Raw genomic sequence first — 19,158 nt, 5'->3', positions numbered from 1 at the left:
AGTGTTCCAGGGGGGTCCACAGGCGTGGAGGGGGCGTTGGAGTACTGATTCACTAGCTCTCACCCGCCCCTCAACACGGGCCTGTGGGCACAAGCGGAGGGCGCACGGCAACCTGCGGAAACCTCCAGGAGCCAGGCGATGGGTTTGGCTTCTTCAATTGCGGCAGCGTGGTGTCGATTCGCTGAATAAGAAACCCCACAACCTTTCTTTATGGTTCTCGCCATCGTGAAAACTCAGCGCCACCCTCTCCTCGCCGTCGCAGGCCGCGCTCAGCCCGTGTGGGTGATGACCGAGTGGATCTCACTCACTGACACCGCGACCGTCGCAAACGTCGACAAGCCCTCCACAACCCCGCCACCGCCGGTGCCGACGGACCAGGGCATCGAAACAGGGCCGCCCCCTGGAAGGGAACGGCCCTACATCCTTCTGTTCGAGGTCAGGCCACCGGTTGCCGCAGTGCCTGCCACTGGCGCACCACTGCGGCCAGGTCACTCATATCCAAGGGCGGCTCACCACCGCCCGCCCCCGAGGCCACGGGAGCCAAGACCTCTTGACGGGGCGCCGGTGGCACCGTTTTCACACGACGCTGAGCATGCCGGTCCTTCTCGTGCACGGCCAGGTAAAGGCGTACCCCGCGCACCCCGTCATCGTCCTCACACCACCCACGCCGCCCCGTGTACAACTCCCGCCGGGGAGGCGAGCCAGCCGCGCGTGTGCCCGTGCAAGCTTCCCCAACAGGGGGCCGAGGAACCTTCACACCCACCTGACCCGCAGTCCCGCCCAGGCCAGGTTCATGGCCTTGGACCGGACGCCGTCCCGGCAGTGGTTGACGCACCTCGACCATCGTTCTAGTGCTCTGCCCGGTCGGGCTGCAGAACACGGCAGCGAGCACCGCCCCCAGCACCCACCGCAGATGCTCACCCCAGCCCTGTCGGCGCTTGCGATGCCGCCCGCTATGCTTTTCCACGATCTCCTCCTGCTGATACCAGGTGGGGATTAAGCCCCGGCGCGGTGTTCGTAGCACCGTGTCGGGGCGCCTCCACGTCTTTCTTCTTCGTTCTCAATCAAGGTGTGGCCTGGTCGGGTGTCAATGGCCCCGGGGGCGTACGCCACCCGGAAATGCGCTTCCCACCCACACCACACACAGAGGGCACAAAAACCCCTAAAGCCCGCAAGGAATGCGCTGTTCGTGCGGGGCTGGTCGATGTTCGCTTGGGTGAGCAAGGTTCTTCAAGTCCGTTCCGCAGAAAAGTCACGGACCTGGGCAAAGGCACACCCCCAAAGCCAGTCAGGGAATGCCCGATGGGTGTAAACACCGAGGGGCCTCGCCCGGTTTTTTTGGGTGAAGCCCCTCGTTTCTTGCTGGTGCTGCAGCGCCTACAGCGGGATTTCTGCGATCGTGAGACCCAAATCGCGGATCATGACCTCACTCAGCTGACGGAGCTGGATCTCGGTCACCTTCGCGCCCTGGAGCGAGGCCAGCCCGGACAGGTCCGACAGGTCGCTGCCGCGCAGGTCGGCGCCGGACATCTTGGTGTTCTTGATCTCTGCGGCGAAGGCGCAGTCGTCGAAGACCACGTCCCGCAGGTCGCTTCCGATGATCTCGGCTTCCTTGAAGGAGCAGCCGACGAACGCCACGTCACCGGTGACCTTGACCTGCTCCCAGCTGGCGTAGTCGAACTGGCAGCCCTCGAAGAGCACGTCAGTCATCGAAACGCGAGCCAGGGACACCCCCATCAGCCGTGAGCCCGTGAACCGGCACCGGTTCAGGGCGGTGTCCACCAGGCGGTGTGAGGTCAGGTCGAGGGAGGCGAAGTGGGTATTGGTGACCTTCTCCTCCTCCAGCGGGTTGGGGTAGGGCCAGGCGCGCACCTCAGGCTCGTCGTCGCTGGGCAGGAGCACTTGCGCGCCTCGGATCTCGGCGGTCTGCACAGGCTTCCCCTACTTCTTCCAGTTATCCCACGTCGAACGGTTGTCCCAAGGGCCTCCGCCGACGTTGTCCCAGGTGTCACGGTTGTCGAACAGCCCTACCGGGGTGGTCGGTTGGAGCCGGTCGATCAGGTCAGCGGTCAGCTCGGATGCTTCAAGTCCGGTCAGAGTCGTCATCATCGGTCACACTCCCATCTTCTCGCCCAGGGCGCGGACGAGTTCTTGTTTGGCGTTGCGGCGGTAGGTGGTTTCGGTGGTGGTGAAGCGGCCGGTTTCGAAGTACTTGTTGGAGGCTTGTCCGCCTTGGCAGAAGGTGAAGAACTCGCAGGTTCGGCGGCATTGGCGCACGCCGTCCAGGTGTTCGCGGACGTAAGCGGCGTGTGGAGCTCGGGCAAGGATGGTGGGCAATTGCTCGTTCAGGACGTTGCCCAAGACGAAGTCGTCGTAGTGGGCGTTCTTGACGCCGAGTAGTTCCGGGGAGAGCACGACCACGTCGCCGTTGGTGCCGATGGTGGGGATGGGGTCAAGCAGGGCGGTTTCCCACCGGTCTTTGCGCCCGGCTCTCACGTCGGCCAGGTAGCCCAGGATTCGGTCGGCCTCGCGGACGCGGAGGGTGCTGCCGTTGTCGATGCGGTCGAACATCGTGCGCCAGAAGCGGCGGACGTGTGCGGGGGCGATGTGCTAGCGGGTGTCGTTGGCGCCTTCGAGTTCTTCGATGTTGAAGCCGACGCTCTGGGCGCCCAGGCCTTCGAAGAAGTCGAGCAGGGTGTGGGGGTAGGTGATGGTCTGTGCGGTGACGACGCAGATGGCGGTGAAGTCGATCCCGTGGGCTTGGAGGTGGGAGATGCCGCGTTCCACGCGGGAGAAGGCGGGTCGGTTGGACCAATCCACTCGGGACAGATTCGCCGCCGAGGGGCCGTCGATGCTCACCCCGACCCGGAAGTCGTATCTGGTGAAGAAGTCACACCAGGCGTCATCGATGAGGGTGGCGTTGGTCTGCACGCAGTGGCGGATCCGGCCTTCTCGGCGCAGGGGCTCGAATGCCTCCACGAGGTCGCGGAAGTGTTCGCGGCGTGTGGTGAGGGGTTCGCCTCCGTGCCAGACCACGTCCACGGCCTCGCTCGTGCTCTGTGCCGTGATGCCGGCGGCGAGGGCTCGGGCGACCTCGATCGGCATCTCGGTGCGGGTCTTGCGCTCGTGGACCGGCAGGTAGCAGTAGGAGCAGTTGAGGTTGCACAGCGTGGTGGGTTGCAGGATCACCGAGTGGAAGTGAGTAGCTATCACGGCACCTTCTCGCGGGAGGGAGTCGAGAGCGGGCAGGCTAAGGCCGCTGAGGAGCAGGTCAACGGCTATGGGGAGGCTGGGTGACCTGCGCGGTCTGGCGGGTGTGCGTCGCGGCGTAGGTCGGGTGCGTTTGCCGATGGCCGACGTTGCGAACCTGCTGGCGCAGGCCTTCGAGCGTGGGATCGGACAAGGTCAGAGGGGCACAACCCCCTCGGGCCAAGGCCCAGAAGCGCCGCGATCCCGGTCCCCACAGGACCACCCAGTCAGCTCCGAGGTAGTGCTGGAGGCGCTCGGCATCGGAGTAGAAGCTCGTGTCATCGGAGCGTGTCCAGGGCATAAGGGGTCAGATTCGTCTTGCCCGGCGGTCGATCTCGAACCACACGGTGGTGCGCCCGCTCTCCTGGAGGGTGCCCCACCGGCTCGCCTCGGAGGCGACCAGGTGCAGGCCGAACCCTCCCTCGGTGCACGCATCCAGCGGGCGCGGGCAGGGAAAGACGTGCTCGCCTTCGCGCGGGCCCTGGTCGGTGACCTTGACCTGGAATCGGTCAGGGAGCTTGAAAAGCGCCACCGTGACCTCGCCGCCAGGTTCTCCGCTCCGGGTATGGCGCAAGGCATTCGTGAAGAGCTCATCGGCCAACAGCACCACCGCTTCTGTCATGGAACCGAGGGTGCCGGTGCGGGAGCGGATGCGGCGTCGCATCACCGCGGCCTGCTCCGGTTCTCCGGGCAGGATGACCGCTGCCGCCTGCTGCGGCTGGGCGGTGTTGGTGGCGATCGGGGTGTTAGCGCGTGGATCGCTCGTGCGCCGAGGGAGCCGTTGCACGGACTGGGCTTTGTGGGCGCGGAACCGGTTCACGTCCACCTCGATCACCTGGGCCATGCCGCCACCTCCTGCAGAGCGAACAGGGGGTGTGCGCCCGGTCGGCCGAGGCGGGGGTGAACCCCGCCCTGCTGAGGAGGGTGGAGGCCGAGGTTTCGCTGCTGTGGAGTCGAGGCGGGAAGTGGTGATCGTCCGGCGGGTTGAAAGCAGTTGGAGAGTGACATGCGGTGACCGTAAGACGCGGACAGGCCACGGTTCTGCAGCCGCAGGAGGGTAAAAGACCCGCAGGATTTTGCGGGTTGGTTCAGGCCACCCCGGCCCTACTGGCCAGGGGGCGCAGTTCTGGGGTGGAGCGCCGGTGCTCCCTGCGCAGCAGTTCGGTCAGCACCCCGGCTGTCCCGGGGTGGTAGCGGATGAGTTCGGGGGCGAGCCGTTCGGCGTCCAGCAGGGTGTGGACCGCAGCGGCGTCCTGGCGGCGCTGAGTGTAGGCACGGGCCAGGTCCAAACAGACCTGGGCCCGCCGGCCGACCAGACCCGCAGGCAGCGTGCCCACGTCCAGGTCCTCCCCCGCTTCCACTGCGGTGCGGGCGTCGCCGATCGCGACGGCGGTGCTGATGGTGTGGATGGCCACGTTCGTTGGACCGAAAGCGGTCCCGTGCAGGTTGTGGTCACCGCCCAAACGAGTGGCAGCACGGCGGGCCTGGCGTAGGAAGCGCGGTACCGCCGCACGGTCGAACTCCGCAGCGGCGGCCGTGGCGGCGGCGAGGTGGAGTCCGCCGTAGACACTCAGCTCTTCGGGGGAACCGGGGCGCATGCGGCGCTCCAGCGCTGAGGCCGCACCCATCGCCAGCTCCGCCGCTTCAACGGGCCGCCCGCGCGAGATGAACACGTAGGCGAGCCGGTAGGCGCCCACTGCGGTGAGCAGCGTTTGGTCGGCCCACTCGGCGGCGGACATGGCACGGTCGGCGGCCTGCCAGGCCAGGTCCTTCTCCCCCACCCGGCGCAGTAGGGCGGCGGCGGTGTTGTAGACCATGGCTCGGGCCGAGCACACAGCAGGCCGGTCCGATCCGGGGGTGTGCGCGGCAGCTTCGGCCTCGCGGATGAGCCGGGGCAGGCGACATCCGACCTCGTCATAGCGGGCCGCTTGGTAAGCGGCGTAGGTCTGGTGTGCCTGGGTAAAGAGCGAGGCGGGGTCGATGCGGGGTTCGGTTCCGGTCTCGGCGACGATGGTTTCTAGGGAGGAGTAGCGCATCATGGCCCGCTCGATCGCACGGGCAGCGTCGTAGCGCATGTCGGTGACCGCCTCGGTTTCGGTTCCGGTCAGCTCGGTCAGGTCCAGGCGCAGGATGCGGGCCAGGCGGGTGAGGATCTCGTGGGAGTCCACTGACAGGATGCCGCGTTCGACCTGGGAGAGCCAGGACTCGGAGCGTCCCACGAGTCCGGCGAGCACGCTCTGGGAGTAGCCGTGCCGTCGTCGGGCGCGTTTGATCGTCTGGCCTCGAGTGGCGGGGTCCACGTTGCGCCTTTCGGTCAGAGGCTGTTGACGGTGTCGATGACCTGCTGCCAGGAGGGAAGACGGTCCTCATAGGGGGCGTCGGGGTCGTACAGGACAGTGACCGGCTTCATTGCGCGCAGGGTCTGCAGGGAGCGGGTGAAGGCCGGGTGGGTGGCGAGTTGGGGTTTGCAGTGTGGCACCACCACGGTGGGTACCCCGTATCCGACCATCTCGCACAGCAGGGCGATCGCGAAGTTGTCCGCCAGCCCTTGGGCGAACTTGTTCGTGGAGTTGAAGGTCAGCGGACAAGCCAACACCACATCGGCGGGTGGCAGAGACTTGCCCTGGCCGGGCATCCGGAACGCCACCCGGACCGGTTCGCCAGTCAGCTCGGCGAGCACCTCCTGATCATGGAAGTCCATGCCCGTGGGGGTAGACAGCAGCGTCACGTGCCAGCTGTGGCCGTGGAGGGCCCGGACAAGTTCGGTCACCCCTTCCGGCGCAGGGGCTCCGGACAACACCAGGTACAGGGTTCTCGGCATGCGCCAGAGTCTAGAGGCGCACCACGCAGACGAGTCGCCACTTCTCGATCCTCAGGTGAGGGGCAGTGGCGAGTGATGGGAGGCGATCCTGGCACACACCAGAACCCCCGTCACACTCGGCTCGAAACAGTATGGCCGCATACGGCCAACCCCACGTGTAATCAGCTGCCGCCCGGTACTTGTTCTGCGATCGTGAAGGCGCCCGTAACCGGTACCACCCACCCCTAATTCAAGGAGAACATGTGGAACTACGCCTCGCCGATGCCGTCCAGACCCTGCGCGGCGAACTCAACCAGGCCGCCGAACAAGCCAAGGACCAGGACCTGACCTTCAGGGTCGGCCCGATCCAGATGGAGTTCGAGGTCCAGTTCCGCGCCGACGCCAAGGCCAGGGGCGGGTTCTCGGCCTGGATCACCACCGGCGAGGTCGAAGCCGGAGCGGGGCGCACCAGCACCCACAAGGTGGCGTTCACCCTCACCCCGCACAACGCCGAACACCCCACCGGTGACGTGTCCATCAACAGTTCCCGGGAGAACAACACCGAACCCGTCACCCCTCCTCCGTTCACCCGCTGAGACCCCGCCCCCTTTGCCTGTGACCGGAGAGCCCGTTGGACACCGCCCAGTGCATCACCCGCATCACCACCCCCAACAGCAGCGGCTCGGGGTATCTGATCGCCCCACGCCTGGTGCTGACCAGCGCCCACCTCGTCCCTGATCTCGGCGGCCGGGTGCGGGTGCACACCGCCACCGACCACCAACCGCGCACCGGACACGTGGTCTGGCGCGGCACCCCGAAGGGACACGACGACGCCGCCCTGGTCCACGTCACCGACCCGGGTTGGGCCGAGCGCGCGGTGACCACCCGGTGGGGGCGGCTGGTCACCACCACCCCCCGTACCTCGTGTGAGGTGTGGGGCTTCCCCGAGCTGGTGCAACGCACCGGTCGAGCTGCGGAGACCGCGCAGCTGGTGGGCACGGTGGCCCCGGGCAACCATTTCGTCAACCACCGGCACGTGATGGATCTGAGCGCCCACCCGCCCCGCTGGCACGCCCACGAGGTCCGACAACAGGAGCAGGACGGGCAGCGGCGTTCGCTGTGGGCGGGGCTGTCCGGAGCCGCGATGCGCTGCGGCAACGGCCAGCTGCTGGTGGGTGTGGTGGCCGCCGACCTCGAACACCGTGACCACGCCGCCCTGGAGACCGTTCCCGCCTACGTCCTGCACCACGACCCGCGGTTCCGGGCGGTGCTGGCCGAGCACGGTGTGTCCCTGGTGTTAGAGCCGGTCGAGCTCGCCCACCTGGCCCACTCCCCACGCGCACACCACCGCCCCTCCCCCGCCGCGCTGTTGGAGGCCCACCGCCAGGTGGTGGCCTTCCACGGCCGCGACCAGGTGATGGACACCCTGAACCAGTGGTGTGACGACGATGAAACGCTCTCCGCCATGGTGGTGCACGGGCCCGGCGGACAGGGCAAAACCCGGCTGGCCCACGAACTCACCACACGCCTGACCCGCCCCGATCGTCAGGGGCGGCGGTGGGCAACTGTGTGGCTCAAGGAGAACACCACCGCCGAGGAGCTGGGCCCGGTCAAGGACACCACGGCCCCTCTGCTGGTGGTGGTGGACTACGCCGAGACCCGCACCGCACAGCTGATCCGCCTGCTCCAGCTGTGCGACCGGCCCCCGGGCAGTCCCCCCGTGCGGCTGCTGCTGTTGGTGCGCACCATGGGCGAATGGTGGGAGCAGGTCAACACCGCCACCGGCCACCTGCTGGCCGACCTCGCCCGACAACTCCCGCTGCCCCCGCTGGTTCCTCGCAACACCGAGCGCGCCCGTGAGTACCACACCGCCCTGGACCACCTCGCCAGCGCGCTGCCGACCGCCCACACACCCCACCAGGCCGACTGGGGCCAGGTCGCGGCCGGCCTGGCCGATCCGGACCTGTCGGGCCCCGAATGGGGGACCGTGCTGAGTGTGCACATGCGCGCCCTGGCCGACCTGCTGGACGCCACCCAACCAGCCATGACCATCACACGCGACAGCGCAGTGGAGGGCCGGGTACTGGCCCACGAGTACCGGTACTGGGATCAGGCCGCAGCCACGCATGGTCTAGATGACGCTGACCTGACGCAACCTCTACGTGACGCGCTAGCCCTGGCCTTCACCCTCACCCCCGCCAACTTGGAGGAAGCGGACCGCCTCCTGCGGACCGCCGCGGTGCTGAAAGGACAGACCACCGCCCGCATGCACCAGATCCGCCGATGGATCAGCGGCCTGTACCCCACGGACGGGGCCGGGGTATGGGGCTGCCTACAGCCCGACCGGCTGTTGGAGTACTTTCTCGGTCAGCGCCTCCAAGCTGACCCGGATCTGTTCGATCCCCACCTGCACACCATCACTGCCTCGGACGCCGAGCGTCTGGTGACCCTATACACACGTGCGGCCACACACCCCGCCCTGCCCACCGTGAGAGAGCGCCTGACCAGACTTTGCGCACGCCACCCTCTTACCCTCGGCCCAGCCACCATCACCGTAGCTACGCAGTCCGAAGACCCATCACCGCTCGTAGAGGCCCTGGATCAGATAACCGCACATCTCAATACCGATACAAGGGCTCTTGAGCGCCTACAAGACTCCCTCCCCATTTTCAGTAATTGCCTTGCAGAATGGGCCGTTCGCTTGAATAACCAGCTAGTTAAAAAGTACCGAACAAAGGAAGAACTCAACCCTAACGAGCCCCTGCCCCACCTCGCCAGGTCTCTAAACAATCTATCAATTCGATTAATCGACCTTGGAAAAAATGAATCAGCCCTGCAGGCTGCCAGCGAAGCCGTCGAGCACTACCGATACCTTTCCCAGAAAGACTCCAATTCCCACCTCCCCAACCTCACCCTGTCCCTCAACAACCAGTCTAAAATTCTGGGCAAAATGGGAAAGCACCAACAAGCGCTAGATACCATCACCCAGGCCGTTAGCCACTACCGCACCCTTGCTGATAGACACCCCAGAACTCATCTTCCCGACTTGGCCATGTCCCTCAATAATCAGTCTGTCGCCATGAGTGACATGGGACATCACGAAGAAGCTCTTGAAGCTATCACTCAGGCTGTTGAAATCCGCCGCAAACTCGCCCACCACAACCCCGACGCCTACCTGAACGACCTAGCCACATCCCTCAATAACCAAGCCAACCGCCTCGCCGCCCTAAGACGCTTTGAGCAGGCTCTTGAAGCTATCACTCAGGCTGTTGAAATCCGCCGCAAACTCGCCCACCACAACCCCGACGCCTACCTGAACGACCTAGCCACATCCCTCAGCAACCAAGCCAACCGCCTCGCCGAAGTAGGACGACACAAAGACGCTGTCGAGACGATCGCCCAATCCGTCTACCATTACGAAGAACTTTGCACAAAGAATATCGATACTCATCTACCCAACCTTGCCACGTCCCTTAAAAATCAGGCATTTCACCTAAAGAGCCTCGGCCACTACAGAGAAGCTCTTTCTTGCATGGAGCGGGCCGCACTCATTCAACAGAGGCTGGCAGTCGATCAACAAGCCATCTACAAGCCTCACTTGAAGCAAACTTTGGAGGCGTGCGCATGGTTGCAAAAAATGATTGATCATGAATGAGGCGTGATTCAGATTGCTGGTTGATGAAGACGACCGTCGCGAGGGTGCTCACCCAAGGCTCGGACCAGGATCGTCTCGGTCGGGGATAACCCAAATCGCTCGAAGACGGCCAGTGCAGAAGAAGTGACACAGTCCTCGCCTTGGCTGCAGGAGGAGAACAACAACGTGGAGGGCATCGACCTGCCACCGAAACCTGCATCGCGCACCTACCGGCATCGGGAGCCCGGCAGTCGGCAGAGGGAGGCCCATGTTACCTCGTAACAGGCCGGTCCGAGATAGTCGAAGAGCGGCCAAGGACCTCACGAACTGCCATCGGACGCAACCGTCAGCCTGTGCGTGCTCCGTTTGTGCTCCCGAGTTTTGGACCGGGGCGTCACCGGGCGACACAACGCAGCACAGAACGGCACCCTGATTCGGATGGCGCGGGACGGAACGGCACGAAATGACACGCGACGGTACCCGACCATAGAACTTCTAATCCGACGGTCGCAGGTTCGAATCCTGCTGGGTGCGCCACAAACCCCCAGGTCATACGGGGTGTACGGGGACCTCGAATGAGGTCCTCGTGGCGTTTGGGGGCCATGTGTGCTCCTCGCGTGCTCCCCAGTCGGAGCACAGTCGCAGCAGCACCCGCGAGAACCCCATCGGACTTGGCCACCTCGCAGCCACGCCACCCCTCGGATTCTCGGCTGAGTCCTCCACACCGAACCTCCTGAGACAGCCCCACCCGCCTCATGACTGCCTACTGGAAGGCCTTCTGACAGGATCTGCGGCGCCTTGAGAGCGCCTCGTTCCCTCCAGCGCCTTCCCCTCACCCCTCCACTGACCCAACGACGAGCGCGTGTTGAGGCAGTGCTGACGGAGTAAGCGCAAGAACCTATCGGACCCTAAATCCGACGCAGCACTTCCCCTGGACGAAGCCGACATTTAGGACTTGACTACCACGACCAGCCGACCTCGTTGGCCACCCGCTCAAGAGCGCGGAACAGCATCTCGGCAGCCCATCACCAGTCGACCAGCTGTGCCTCGAGAGCGCACGGAGCCTCTCGGGCCTCGCGGAGTCAGAGCTTCGAGACAGCCACTTCCAGGAGGAGCATTCACTGCTCATCGGGGACCTCCAGGTGGCCCGACCCCCGGTTCTGCGAATCCCGAACGAGAACGGGAACCCGCGTCCCTCCGCGCTTCCACGCAGTGGCCCTGGTTGCCGCTGTAGCTCGACCTTCGCCAGGTCGCGTCCACGGTTGTTCTCCTCACAGTGCTGCGATGAAGAGCAGGCTTTCCTCAGGGGAGAGCGCGAGGCTCCTGAGGTGCCCGTACTGCTGCTGGCAGTTTCCCACGATCACCCCTGACCCGATCCGGGCGTCTCCGCGTACACGAGTGACTCCGCATGGTCCTTGTCGAGGATGACCAGGGGACCGTTCATCGCGCTGTGCGCACCACGACCGAACGGGAGTACCTGAATCTGCACAGTGGGATTCAATGCCCGCCGCAGCAACGCCTGGAACCGCCACCTGAGCCGCTGACCCCGCAAGCGCGGCACTGTCCACCGCCTGGCCCGTAAAGGGTGGGGAGTCGTCGCAGCAGTTGAGTGGGCACCGATGGCAGGTCGAGCGCACCATGGCCTGGCTGGCCGGCTGCCGCCGCCTGCACCGACACTACGAACGCAAGGCCGACCACTTCCTGACCTTCGCCAGCATTGCCTGCACACTGATTTGCTACCGCAGACTCACCAAAAGAGATGAGCTCGAACTACTATTCGCCAAGAGCACCCAAATTTCCCCGTTCTTGAATACTCACAACACGTTCACCAAGAAACCACACACGACGACAGAAGTTGAAATTGAGTGAATTGCAGCATATGAATTTCTTCCGAGTGCGAAGATAACATGACGACCCCCCTTAACGGCGCCAACCAAAACAGCCCTTGCCGACTCAACAGCCATGACGCAGGTCACGCCAACGGCAGGGGCGGAAAAAAGGAAGCACCAAGCGTAATAGTAATCTCTTTCGAAGTTTGAAACAAAAGCCACTTGAGAAAGCTGGTAAATAGCTTCCGTAGCTAGCGCCAATGGCAGCACATAGAGCGATGTAAGCACCATGTCCAGGAAGAAAATTTCCTTCGCCTCGCGAACAGAAACCCCCTCCCCCCGGGCACGTCTACGCAATCTTACTACGAGAGCCCCCAGACCTCCGAGGCCAGGGAACAGCCTCACGTAGAAAATTTCCGAAAGACGCCAGATTCCATACTCAACGAAAATCTTTCTCAATATTTCATTTCCCATATCGTCACATCAGTTCAGCACCAAGGCTACTAGTGGGTTGGCCACCGTCCGGACTCCCCACCAAACTTCCTTCTCGCTGAGTACCGCGGCACTCTCGTGCCGTTGCCAGGCGGGTGCGGCAAGGTCGCGGGCATTGGCATTGCACCACCCAAGGCAAGCATGCCGCACCCGCATTCGGACCATTGGCGCTGGTGAACTGGCGCAGTGTCCCGAAGCACGCCTCGATCAGGACGGCCCACGAGGCATAGGCAGGAGTGAGACACAACTCGACCTTGTGTCGACGCGCCCAGGAACAGAAGCGTAGGGTCTAGTCGGTGGACATCTCGTCCCTGATCACGCAGGCCAGAGCTCCCTCGGGCTGTGCGACCTGGATCAATATTGAACGCTGCCACACGCTTCCGGTCCACCCACTAGGCAGCCCAGCTCCACCCTGGATCCTCGACAGCCCTCGCGCCTGTGACAAAATCATGCGCACCTCCAATCATTCCTGCAGTGCCCTGCACCACACTGTCGTAGTACCTACTCGATGATATATCTCCCCTGAGAGAATTATATCGACTTCTCACCGCCTGGCTATTCTGCTTCCTTTTTGACGATTTACAGGAGAAGAAATCTGCAGCATTACTCCTAACGGAGGACCTGGCCAAGAATCTTGAACCCTTGCCAATTCCAAACGGCAAGGCCCCTGCTATATCCCAAATACCATCCACATTTTTTTGGCCAGAACTAAACAACTTCGAAATCCCAACACCGGCACCTAGGGCAAATCCGACCCACTGCAATCCTGGAATAAAGCTCATCGCAAACGCTGCATCACCAGCAATATTCCACCAGTTCAGACCATCGTCGGTCATGTATCTGCTTGAAACCCAACCGCCGACCGCGCTTCGAGTCTCGTTCATCCAGCTCGCGTCGTTCTTGGCCTGGGTCTGAGGGTCGACCGTCGCGCTTGCACCCGTAAAAGGATTATCGGAGCGGCGGTTTCCGCTGTACAGGAGACGCCACACCTTCTCTGACCGCGTCAAGCTCGGGTGAACTCCGGAGCAGAGGACCCGTATTTCCCCACGAAGCCCGAGGCGTCCAAAGAGGTTCATCCGTCTTTGATGAGCCAGACTTCCCCTGGAACATCTGGCCGGTGAACCACTGGGCCCCTGCATCCTGCCGGGACGGACAGCGGTGGGCGACCTGGGCGGCGGCCCGGCTTGGCCGAAGTGCACACGTGATCGTCCAGATGGGCGTAGAGTGCTGTCAGAAGGGCGTCAAGGTCTTTGGTCACACTCTGATCCTCGACGCCCTTCGTCATGCCCGCAGGCGTTCCAGGGTTTTCCCATCAACGATCCAGGAGCCATCCATCGTACTGACTTCGACGATGATCGACTCGATCCGGGGATCATTGGTGAAGGCTCGCGCCCTGACCCGCAGGTTCCGCTCCTTCAGCAGCGCGATGGAGCGGGCCACGAGCAACGAGTCACCACCGCTCTCGAAGAAGTCGTCCTCCTCCCGGAGATCGGGGTTCTCGAGCACGTCCCTCAGAACGTCGAGGGTCTCCTTGCGGATACGCTCCGAGATCACGTCGTCCATGCTTCCTCCCTTGGTCCTGCTGGAAACCGGTAGCTGATGCCCGCACGCGAGTCCACGGTGACGAAGTCCCCGTACGGCAGCAGCCAGGCCGGCTCGTAGTGGCCGCAGTCGCCCCCGACGAACACCGGCCCCTGCGCCAGTTCGGGCGATCTCCGGAGTACCGTCCCCACGTCCTCGCACCAGTCCTCGAAATCTCGCCAGGGCGCGTCGGCCACCACCAGGGCTCAGGGCGGCCCGTCCAGGGCGTCCGCGATCCGCCTGACGGCGGAGTCGAAGTAGCCGGGTTCGTCATCGCCGACGTCCAGCCAGAGCACCCGTTCCCGCGCGGTGAGGCTGCTCCCTGTCTCCAGGAGGTCCGCGACGATCCTGATCTCCCCGCCGACCAGACGGCCGCGGGCCGTCCCCGGTTTGATCCAGGCGTCCTGGGCCCGGCGTGATCTCTGGTGGGGGTCCCTGTCGTGTCGTGCGTACTGCTGCCAGGGGCGGGCTCCCGCGGTTCGGGTGGGTGAAGTGAGGAAGTCGACCGGATCGGCGCCACCCAGTACCGCCTTGGTGGAGGCCAGGGTCTCGGGAACCGGCACGGGCTCTCCGAACTGTGACAGGAAGGCCACACCGTTGTAGGAGACCAGCCCGCATTCCTGGAGCAGGAACGCGTTGATGTACGTGTTGTCGCTGCGGCCGACGAACGGTTTGGGATGGGACCGGATCAGGTCCGCGTCCAGCAGGGGGAGGAGCTCGGCGGAGGTGCTGCCGCCGATCGCGGACATCACGGCGGCGACCCGGTCGTCCCGGAAGGCGGCGTTCAGGTCGTCGGCGCGTTGCTCCGGTGTGCCCGCGGAGAGTCCGTCGTCGCTGATCTCGTCGGCGTTCCGGGCGAAGTCGCAGCGCCAGCCCAGAGCCGCGAGCACGTCCGCGGCCAGATCGACCGCCCGCGTGGCGCAGCCCATCGATGGCAGCGATGGGCTGACCACCCTGATCAGAGCGCCCTCGCCCAGCGGCGCGGGCCTGATGATGCCGTCCGTGTCCATCAGTCCCCCGATCCGTGGCCCGGGCTCTCCTGCGCTGTCTCCTCCAGGAGTCGCTGCTCGTGTTCCCACGCGTCGAACACCGGCAGTCGGCTCAGGCACATGAGCGCGACCACGACGAAGAGCGCTCCGGCGACCAGGAACGGGAAGGACAGATCCACGAGTGAGGCCAACACCCCGCCGATCAGCGCGCCGAGTGCCAGACCGGACAGTCCCAGGAGTCGGCTGACGGCGCCGACCCGGCCCATGAGCTGGTTGGGGGTGATCTTCTGGCGCATGGACGCCGCCAGCACGTTCCACACCACCGAGTGCCAGATGTAGACGGCCAGAGCCACGGCCACCGCCACCAGGTGGTCCACGAAGAAGATCGTCACGAACGACGCCGCCCCCGTGGCCAGGGCGGTCACGACGGACCGGCCGTACCCCAGCACCGCCCGCATCCGGGTGGCCGACCACGCCCCCAGCAGACCGCCGAGCGCGGAGAAGGCCAGGAGTAGGCCGTACCCCGTGGAATCCAGGCCGAGCACCTGTTCGGAGTAGAGCACCAGGTAGGAGAAGGGGATCATGTACGCGACGCTCGTGATGGCGCCGACCGACACGAGCGTGCGCACGATGCGGTTCCGCCAGAGCCACACCGCCCCCTCCCGGACCTCCTGGATCATGCTCGGGCCGGGCTCGTAGTCCTGCCGGTAGTCGCCCCGGAGTGACTGGTACCCCGCCCCCGCGGCGAAGAAGGAGATCGCGTTCGCGATGATCGGCGCGATGGGCGCCAGCCCGAAGAGGAAACCGCCCACGGGCGGGCCGGTGAACTCGTCCACCACGATCTGGGTGGCCGCGATCTGGGAGTTGGCCCGGTCCAGTCCACTGGCGGGTACGGCCTGGGGCAGCACGGCGAGGGCCGAGCTGTCCGAAACGGTCTCGATGACACCGACCAGGGCGAACACCAGGTAGAGGGCGGGCAGGGTGACCAGGTCGAACACGATCAACGCGGCGAGCAGAGTGAACACCAGGGCCAGCGAGTAGTTCGAGAGGTAGAGCAGCCGCCGGCGGTCGCCGCGGTCGATCATGACTCCGGCGAACAGGACGGCGATGATCCTGGGCACGGCGTAGGCGGCGCTGAGCCCCGAGATCAGCAGCGGGTCCCGGGTGAGGGTCGCGGCCAGCAACGGCATGGCGACGAACGTGATGCCGTCCGCCAGGTTCGAGGAGGCGTTGCCGAACCAGATGCGCCTGAACTCGGGTCCCAACTTCATGTGCGTGTCCTGTTCACGGTGGCTTGGGTCGCACCCGTCAGTCACGGGAGAGAGCTTCGGCGACAGCTCGGCCGTCCACCTTGCCGTTGGGCAGACGGGGCAGCGCGGTCACCGGAAGGACGGCGGCGGGCACGAGCTACGAGGGCTGGTCTTCGCGCAGGGCGGAACGGATCTCCGTGACCGAGGCTCCGGGCCGGAGCACCGCGGTCAGACGAAGGAGAACGGTGTCGAGGCGAGCACCGAGGCGAGGGCCTCCTCCCCGAAGATCTGCCGGGAGTCCTCGACCATCGCCAGGACGGCGCTGTGGGGTACGGCGACGCCCTTCGGGGAACCGGTCGATCCCGAGGTGTGCAGGACGTAGGCGCACGCGGACCCGGCCGTCGGTTCCGGGTACCCGGGCGCGGCCGCGGACGGTCGGGCCGGGGGCAGGGGGACCGAGGCGGGACCAGGCCTTCCACCCATGCCCGGTCCGCACACGGGCCCGCAGGCGCTGTCGCCAGCCCGTGGCGCCGGCCCGGATCGACGTACTCCCCCGCTAGCCTGCCCTGGCACCGCACCAACTCCCGTGAGGCACCCTCATGCACGTCACCGCCCCGTCGACACATCGCGACCGGCTCCTCGCCGCCTTCCCCGAACTCCACGAACACGGCACGCCCGCTCTCCTGCTCCACCCCCACCTCGCAAGCCCGGGGCCGCAGGACAGCTCCGTCGGCGGCCCGCTCCTGTGGCCCGCCGACGAGCCCTGGCCCACCTGCCCCCATGGCCACTACGTCTTCGGAGCTCCTCCCGAGGACGGCGACGTCTTCTACGACGAACCGCCGTTCCTCCAGGGCGTCGTCCAACTGTTCGCGCGTGACCTCCCTCCCGGCCACACCCTGCCGGGCGGATCGGAACTCCTCCAGGTCCTGTGGTGTCCCAACGACCACCCCCGCCCGCCGGACGCCGACGGCCACGAACTCACTCCGTGGTTCACCCTGCGCTGGCGGCACGACCTCACCGGGCTCGCACCGGTGTCCGACCAACCCCGCCCCCACACCAGCGTCAAGTCGTACGGCCTCCCACCCTGCGCCCTCGCCATCGAGGAGATCACCGACTACCCGTCCGAGGCCTTGTTGCCCGAAGCACTGGCCGAGCGCGTCGACGAGTGGGAGTCCACCGCACCCGAGTCCGGACACGTGGACCCCGGAACCGTCTACGTCGACGAACTCGCCCACCGGAGGGGGATGAAGTTCGGCGGCCACCAACCGTGGGGCCTGACCGACCCCTTCCCCGTCGAGTGCGAGTGCGGCGCCATCATGCAACTCCTGCTCCAGATCGACAGCATGGAGCCGGGCGGCCTGGAGGGCTTCGTCATCAGTCGCGGCTACTCCCTCGGCATCCACTGCTGCCCGGACTTCCCCGACCACCCCCACCACACCGTCATGCAGTAGCTCCGAGCGTGTCGAGGCGCGAGAGAGTCGCTGCGAAGGTTCCCGTCGGGCCCCCTTCCAGCTAGGCCTCCGGAGCCGTCCTGGCTCCACCTCGCGCGGCGCGGGCGCACCGCCCGCACCGGCCAAGGCCTCACCCGCGTCCATCTGCACCACCCACGGGACGGCCGAGCCACACGTTCCACGGCTCGGTTCCCGTGCGCGTGTCACCCCGCTGTGGGCGGGTGTCCCCTTCATTCTCACCAGAGTCCCTCCCCCGTTCGCGAGACGTCCGTCCCGGAGGTACGCGACCTTCGTCCCGCTGTCGGCCCCGTTGGACGTCCGGATACCGGGTCCGGCCCCGGCCCCCTCCCCGGCTGGCGGCCGCGCGGCCGCGCCGTGCTCGGCGCTCCCGCCCCCTCACGGGTTGGAGCACTCCCCGGACTGTGTACAGTATGAAAACGGTTTTCATTTTCAACACGAGGGCGACGTCCAGGAGAGGAGCACCCGATGCGCATCGCACTGGTCACCGGCCTACACGCGCAGGCGCGCACCGAGGCCGTGAACGAGCTGTTGGAGGCCGTCCCCCGGTCGATCGCGGTCCACCACGACATGAAGGACATCGGCGACGGCGTCGTGCGCCGTGTGGTGCGCGAGAGCTCGGGCACCAGCCGCAGCGAACAGGTGGACCTCGACCACGCCTGCGCCTCCTGCACGGTGCGTGAGGACCTCGTCCCCTTCCTCCTGCGAACGGCGGCCGTCGGACGACACGACCTGTGCGTCGTGGACTCATGGGAGGGCCTGGAACCCCGGTCGACCGCCGAGAGCATCGCCGCGCGGCCGGAACTGTTCCTGGCCACGGTCGCCACGGTGGTGGACACCGGGCTGTTCACCTCCGACCTGAGCAGCCCGGACGAACTGGGCGACCGCGCGATGGACATCGCCCAGGACGACGTCCGCACGGTCGCCGAGGTCCTCACCCGGCAGGTCGAGTACCCCCACGTCCTGGTCCTCCCCGCACGGGCACACCACGCCCACGCCCGGGCGCTCGCGCACCAGCTCAACCCCGCCGCCGCCGTCCTCACGTCCGGAGCCGACCTCACCGGTTTCCTGGACCAGAGGTTCGACCCCGAGGCCGCGCACCGGCGGCTCAACCCGGCCTGGGCCCAGTACATGGACCACGAGGAGTCCCAGGGGGTGAGCACCGTGACCTGGACACGGACGCGTCCCCTGCACCCGGGGCGGCTCTCCGACGCGCTGGAGCGGATCGTCGCGATGTCGCTGCGCGGCCGGGGCAGGTTCTGGCTCGCCAGCCAGCCGGACACCCTCATGGTGTGGGACTCCCACCAGGACCTGCTCCTGGTCGAGAGCGGCGGACCGTGGCTGGGCGCGCTGCCCGAGGCGGCGATGGAGCTGGTCTCCGCGCACCGGCGGTCCCGCGCGCTCCTCGACTGGGACCCGACCGTGGGCGACCGCCGTCAGCACCTGTCCTTCACCGGTGTCGGCATGGACACCGCGTCCCTCCTCTCGCTCCTGGACTCGTGCCTGGTCACCGAGACCGAAGCCGGTCAGGAGTTCCGCAACGACCCGTTCGCCGAGTTCTCAGAAGGGCGACCATGACCCCGATCAGAAGCCGTACCGAGAAGGTGCCGCGCAGGCGCTCCTTCGCCAGCCCGCTGGGCGACGCGGCCAGCGTCGACTACAAGGACACCCGTCTCCTGCGCACGTTCGTCTCGGAGCGGGGCAAGATCCGCAGCCGTCGCGTCACCCGTGTCACCGCGCGACAGCAGCGCCTGATCGCCGCGGCCGTCAAGAACGCGCGCGAGATGGCCCTGCTCCCCTACCCGTCCCCGGCCCGACGGAACTGACCGCACACGCCCGTGACCGGCGTCGTCGCCCCTCCCGAA

The 19,158-nt window shown here is 65.9% G+C and carries 20 protein-coding genes and 1 pseudogene; 6 read left to right on the top strand and 15 right to left on the bottom strand.

Features of this window, described 5'->3' with window-relative positions:
• Nucleotides 1-1,377: 1,377 nt before the first annotated feature.
• The 7 genes from ABZ635_RS08805 to ABZ635_RS08775 all read right to left on the bottom strand — a co-directional run bounded on the left by ABZ635_RS08805 (nt 1,378) and on the right by ABZ635_RS08775 (nt 6,070).
• Nucleotides 1,378-1,932, bottom strand: coding sequence for a pentapeptide repeat-containing protein (locus ABZ635_RS08805; protein ID WP_357761121.1), 555 nt, complete (start codon nt 1,930-1,932; stop codon nt 1,378-1,380).
• Between the two features lie 9 nt (nt 1,933-1,941).
• Nucleotides 1,942-2,109, bottom strand: a complete 168-nt coding sequence (amcA, locus tag ABZ635_RS08800; protein ID WP_357761118.1) for a multiple cyclophane-containing RiPP AmcA — start codon at nt 2,107-2,109, stop codon at nt 1,942-1,944.
• Between the two features lie 3 nt (nt 2,110-2,112).
• The gene (locus tag ABZ635_RS08795) at nt 2,113-2,571 is read right to left on the bottom strand and encodes a hypothetical protein (protein ID WP_357761115.1); all 459 of its coding nucleotides are present in this window, start codon (nt 2,569-2,571) and stop codon (nt 2,113-2,115) included.
• A gap of 39 nt (nt 2,572-2,610) precedes the next feature.
• A complete protein-coding gene (locus ABZ635_RS08790) occupies nt 2,611-3,213 on the bottom strand; it encodes a radical SAM protein (RefSeq protein WP_357761112.1) in 603 nt (200 codons plus the stop codon).
• A gap of 343 nt (nt 3,214-3,556) precedes the next feature.
• On the bottom strand, nt 3,557-4,093 hold the full coding sequence (locus ABZ635_RS08785) for an ATP-binding protein (protein ID WP_357761109.1): 537 nt from the start codon (nt 4,091-4,093) through the stop codon (nt 3,557-3,559).
• A gap of 244 nt (nt 4,094-4,337) precedes the next feature.
• On the bottom strand, nt 4,338-5,549 hold the full coding sequence (locus ABZ635_RS08780) for a helix-turn-helix transcriptional regulator (RefSeq protein ID WP_357761106.1): 1,212 nt from the start codon (nt 5,547-5,549) through the stop codon (nt 4,338-4,340).
• A gap of 14 nt (nt 5,550-5,563) precedes the next feature.
• Nucleotides 5,564-6,070, bottom strand: coding sequence for a flavoprotein (locus tag ABZ635_RS08775; protein ID WP_357761104.1), 507 nt, complete (start codon nt 6,068-6,070; stop codon nt 5,564-5,566).
• Between the two features lie 242 nt (nt 6,071-6,312).
• Between ABZ635_RS08775 and ABZ635_RS08770 the strand changes: the two genes are divergently transcribed.
• Entirely contained in the window at nt 6,313-6,645 is a 333-nt protein-coding gene (locus ABZ635_RS08770) for a trypco2 family protein (protein ID WP_357761101.1), read from the top strand.
• Nucleotides 6,646-6,680: 35 nt separating this feature from the next.
• The gene (locus tag ABZ635_RS08765) at nt 6,681-9,704 is read left to right on the top strand and encodes a tetratricopeptide repeat protein (RefSeq protein ID WP_357761098.1); all 3,024 of its coding nucleotides are present in this window, start codon (nt 6,681-6,683) and stop codon (nt 9,702-9,704) included.
• A gap of 1,104 nt (nt 9,705-10,808) precedes the next feature.
• On the opposite strand, the gene ABZ635_RS08760 is transcribed toward ABZ635_RS08765, so the two are convergent.
• The gene (locus ABZ635_RS08760) at nt 10,809-10,943 is read right to left on the bottom strand and encodes a DUF397 domain-containing protein (protein ID WP_160167886.1); all 135 of its coding nucleotides are present in this window, start codon (nt 10,941-10,943) and stop codon (nt 10,809-10,811) included.
• A gap of 100 nt (nt 10,944-11,043) precedes the next feature.
• Nucleotides 11,044-11,172 carry a Scr1 family TA system antitoxin-like transcriptional regulator gene (locus ABZ635_RS08755; RefSeq protein ID WP_357761095.1) on the bottom strand — a complete coding sequence of 43 codons (129 nt, stop codon included), beginning with the start codon at nt 11,170-11,172 and terminating at the stop codon, nt 11,044-11,046.
• Nucleotides 11,173-11,212: 40 nt separating this feature from the next.
• Here ABZ635_RS08755 and ABZ635_RS08750 point away from each other — a divergent pair.
• Nucleotides 11,213-11,438 (top strand): annotated as a pseudogene (locus tag ABZ635_RS08750) (transposase); the annotation flags it as partial.
• A gap of 958 nt (nt 11,439-12,396) precedes the next feature.
• Here the strand turns inward: ABZ635_RS08750 and ABZ635_RS08745 are convergent.
• From ABZ635_RS08745 to ABZ635_RS08720, 6 genes are all read right to left on the bottom strand, one after another.
• Entirely contained in the window at nt 12,397-12,840 is a 444-nt protein-coding gene (locus ABZ635_RS08745) for a hypothetical protein (RefSeq protein ID WP_357761093.1), read from the bottom strand.
• A gap of 445 nt (nt 12,841-13,285) precedes the next feature.
• Complete coding sequence (locus tag ABZ635_RS08740; protein WP_357761090.1) at nt 13,286-13,567, bottom strand: phosphopantetheine-binding protein; 282 nt, start codon at nt 13,565-13,567, stop codon at nt 13,286-13,288.
• On the bottom strand, nt 13,555-13,782 hold the full coding sequence (locus tag ABZ635_RS08735) for a hypothetical protein (RefSeq protein WP_357761087.1): 228 nt from the start codon (nt 13,780-13,782) through the stop codon (nt 13,555-13,557). The genes ABZ635_RS08740 and ABZ635_RS08735 overlap by 13 nt, the downstream gene beginning before the upstream one ends.
• A gap of 9 nt (nt 13,783-13,791) precedes the next feature.
• The gene (locus ABZ635_RS08730; RefSeq protein ID WP_357761084.1) at nt 13,792-14,595 is read right to left on the bottom strand and encodes an LD-carboxypeptidase; all 804 of its coding nucleotides are present in this window, start codon (nt 14,593-14,595) and stop codon (nt 13,792-13,794) included.
• The gene (locus ABZ635_RS08725) at nt 14,595-15,845 is read right to left on the bottom strand and encodes an MFS transporter (RefSeq protein WP_357761081.1); all 1,251 of its coding nucleotides are present in this window, start codon (nt 15,843-15,845) and stop codon (nt 14,595-14,597) included. The genes ABZ635_RS08730 and ABZ635_RS08725 overlap by 1 nt, the downstream gene beginning before the upstream one ends.
• Before the next feature lie 207 nt (nt 15,846-16,052).
• A complete protein-coding gene (locus ABZ635_RS08720) occupies nt 16,053-16,307 on the bottom strand; it encodes an AMP-binding protein (RefSeq protein WP_357761078.1) in 255 nt (84 codons plus the stop codon).
• 116 nt (nt 16,308-16,423) lie between these two features.
• Here ABZ635_RS08720 and ABZ635_RS08715 point away from each other — a divergent pair, with 116 nt between their 5' ends.
• From ABZ635_RS08715 to rpsR, 3 genes are all read left to right on the top strand, one after another.
• On the top strand, nt 16,424-17,275 hold the full coding sequence (locus tag ABZ635_RS08715) for a hypothetical protein (RefSeq protein WP_357761075.1): 852 nt from the start codon (nt 16,424-16,426) through the stop codon (nt 17,273-17,275).
• Nucleotides 17,276-17,761: 486 nt separating this feature from the next.
• Entirely contained in the window at nt 17,762-18,871 is a 1,110-nt protein-coding gene (locus ABZ635_RS08710; RefSeq protein WP_357761072.1) for a GTP-binding protein, read from the top strand.
• Nucleotides 18,868-19,119 (top strand): 30S ribosomal protein S18, encoded by a 252-nt coding sequence (gene rpsR / locus ABZ635_RS08705; protein ID WP_357761069.1) that lies wholly within the window; start codon nt 18,868-18,870, stop codon nt 19,117-19,119. The genes ABZ635_RS08710 and rpsR overlap by 4 nt, the downstream gene beginning before the upstream one ends.
• Nucleotides 19,120-19,158 lie beyond the last annotated feature (39 nt).

This window comes from Nocardiopsis sp. NPDC007018 (assembly GCF_040635075.1).
Lineage (GTDB): Bacteria > Actinomycetota > Actinomycetes > Streptosporangiales > Streptosporangiaceae > Nocardiopsis.
Note: the sequence above shows the minus strand (reverse complement) of the source record. Positions and strands in the feature narration are given on the sequence as shown.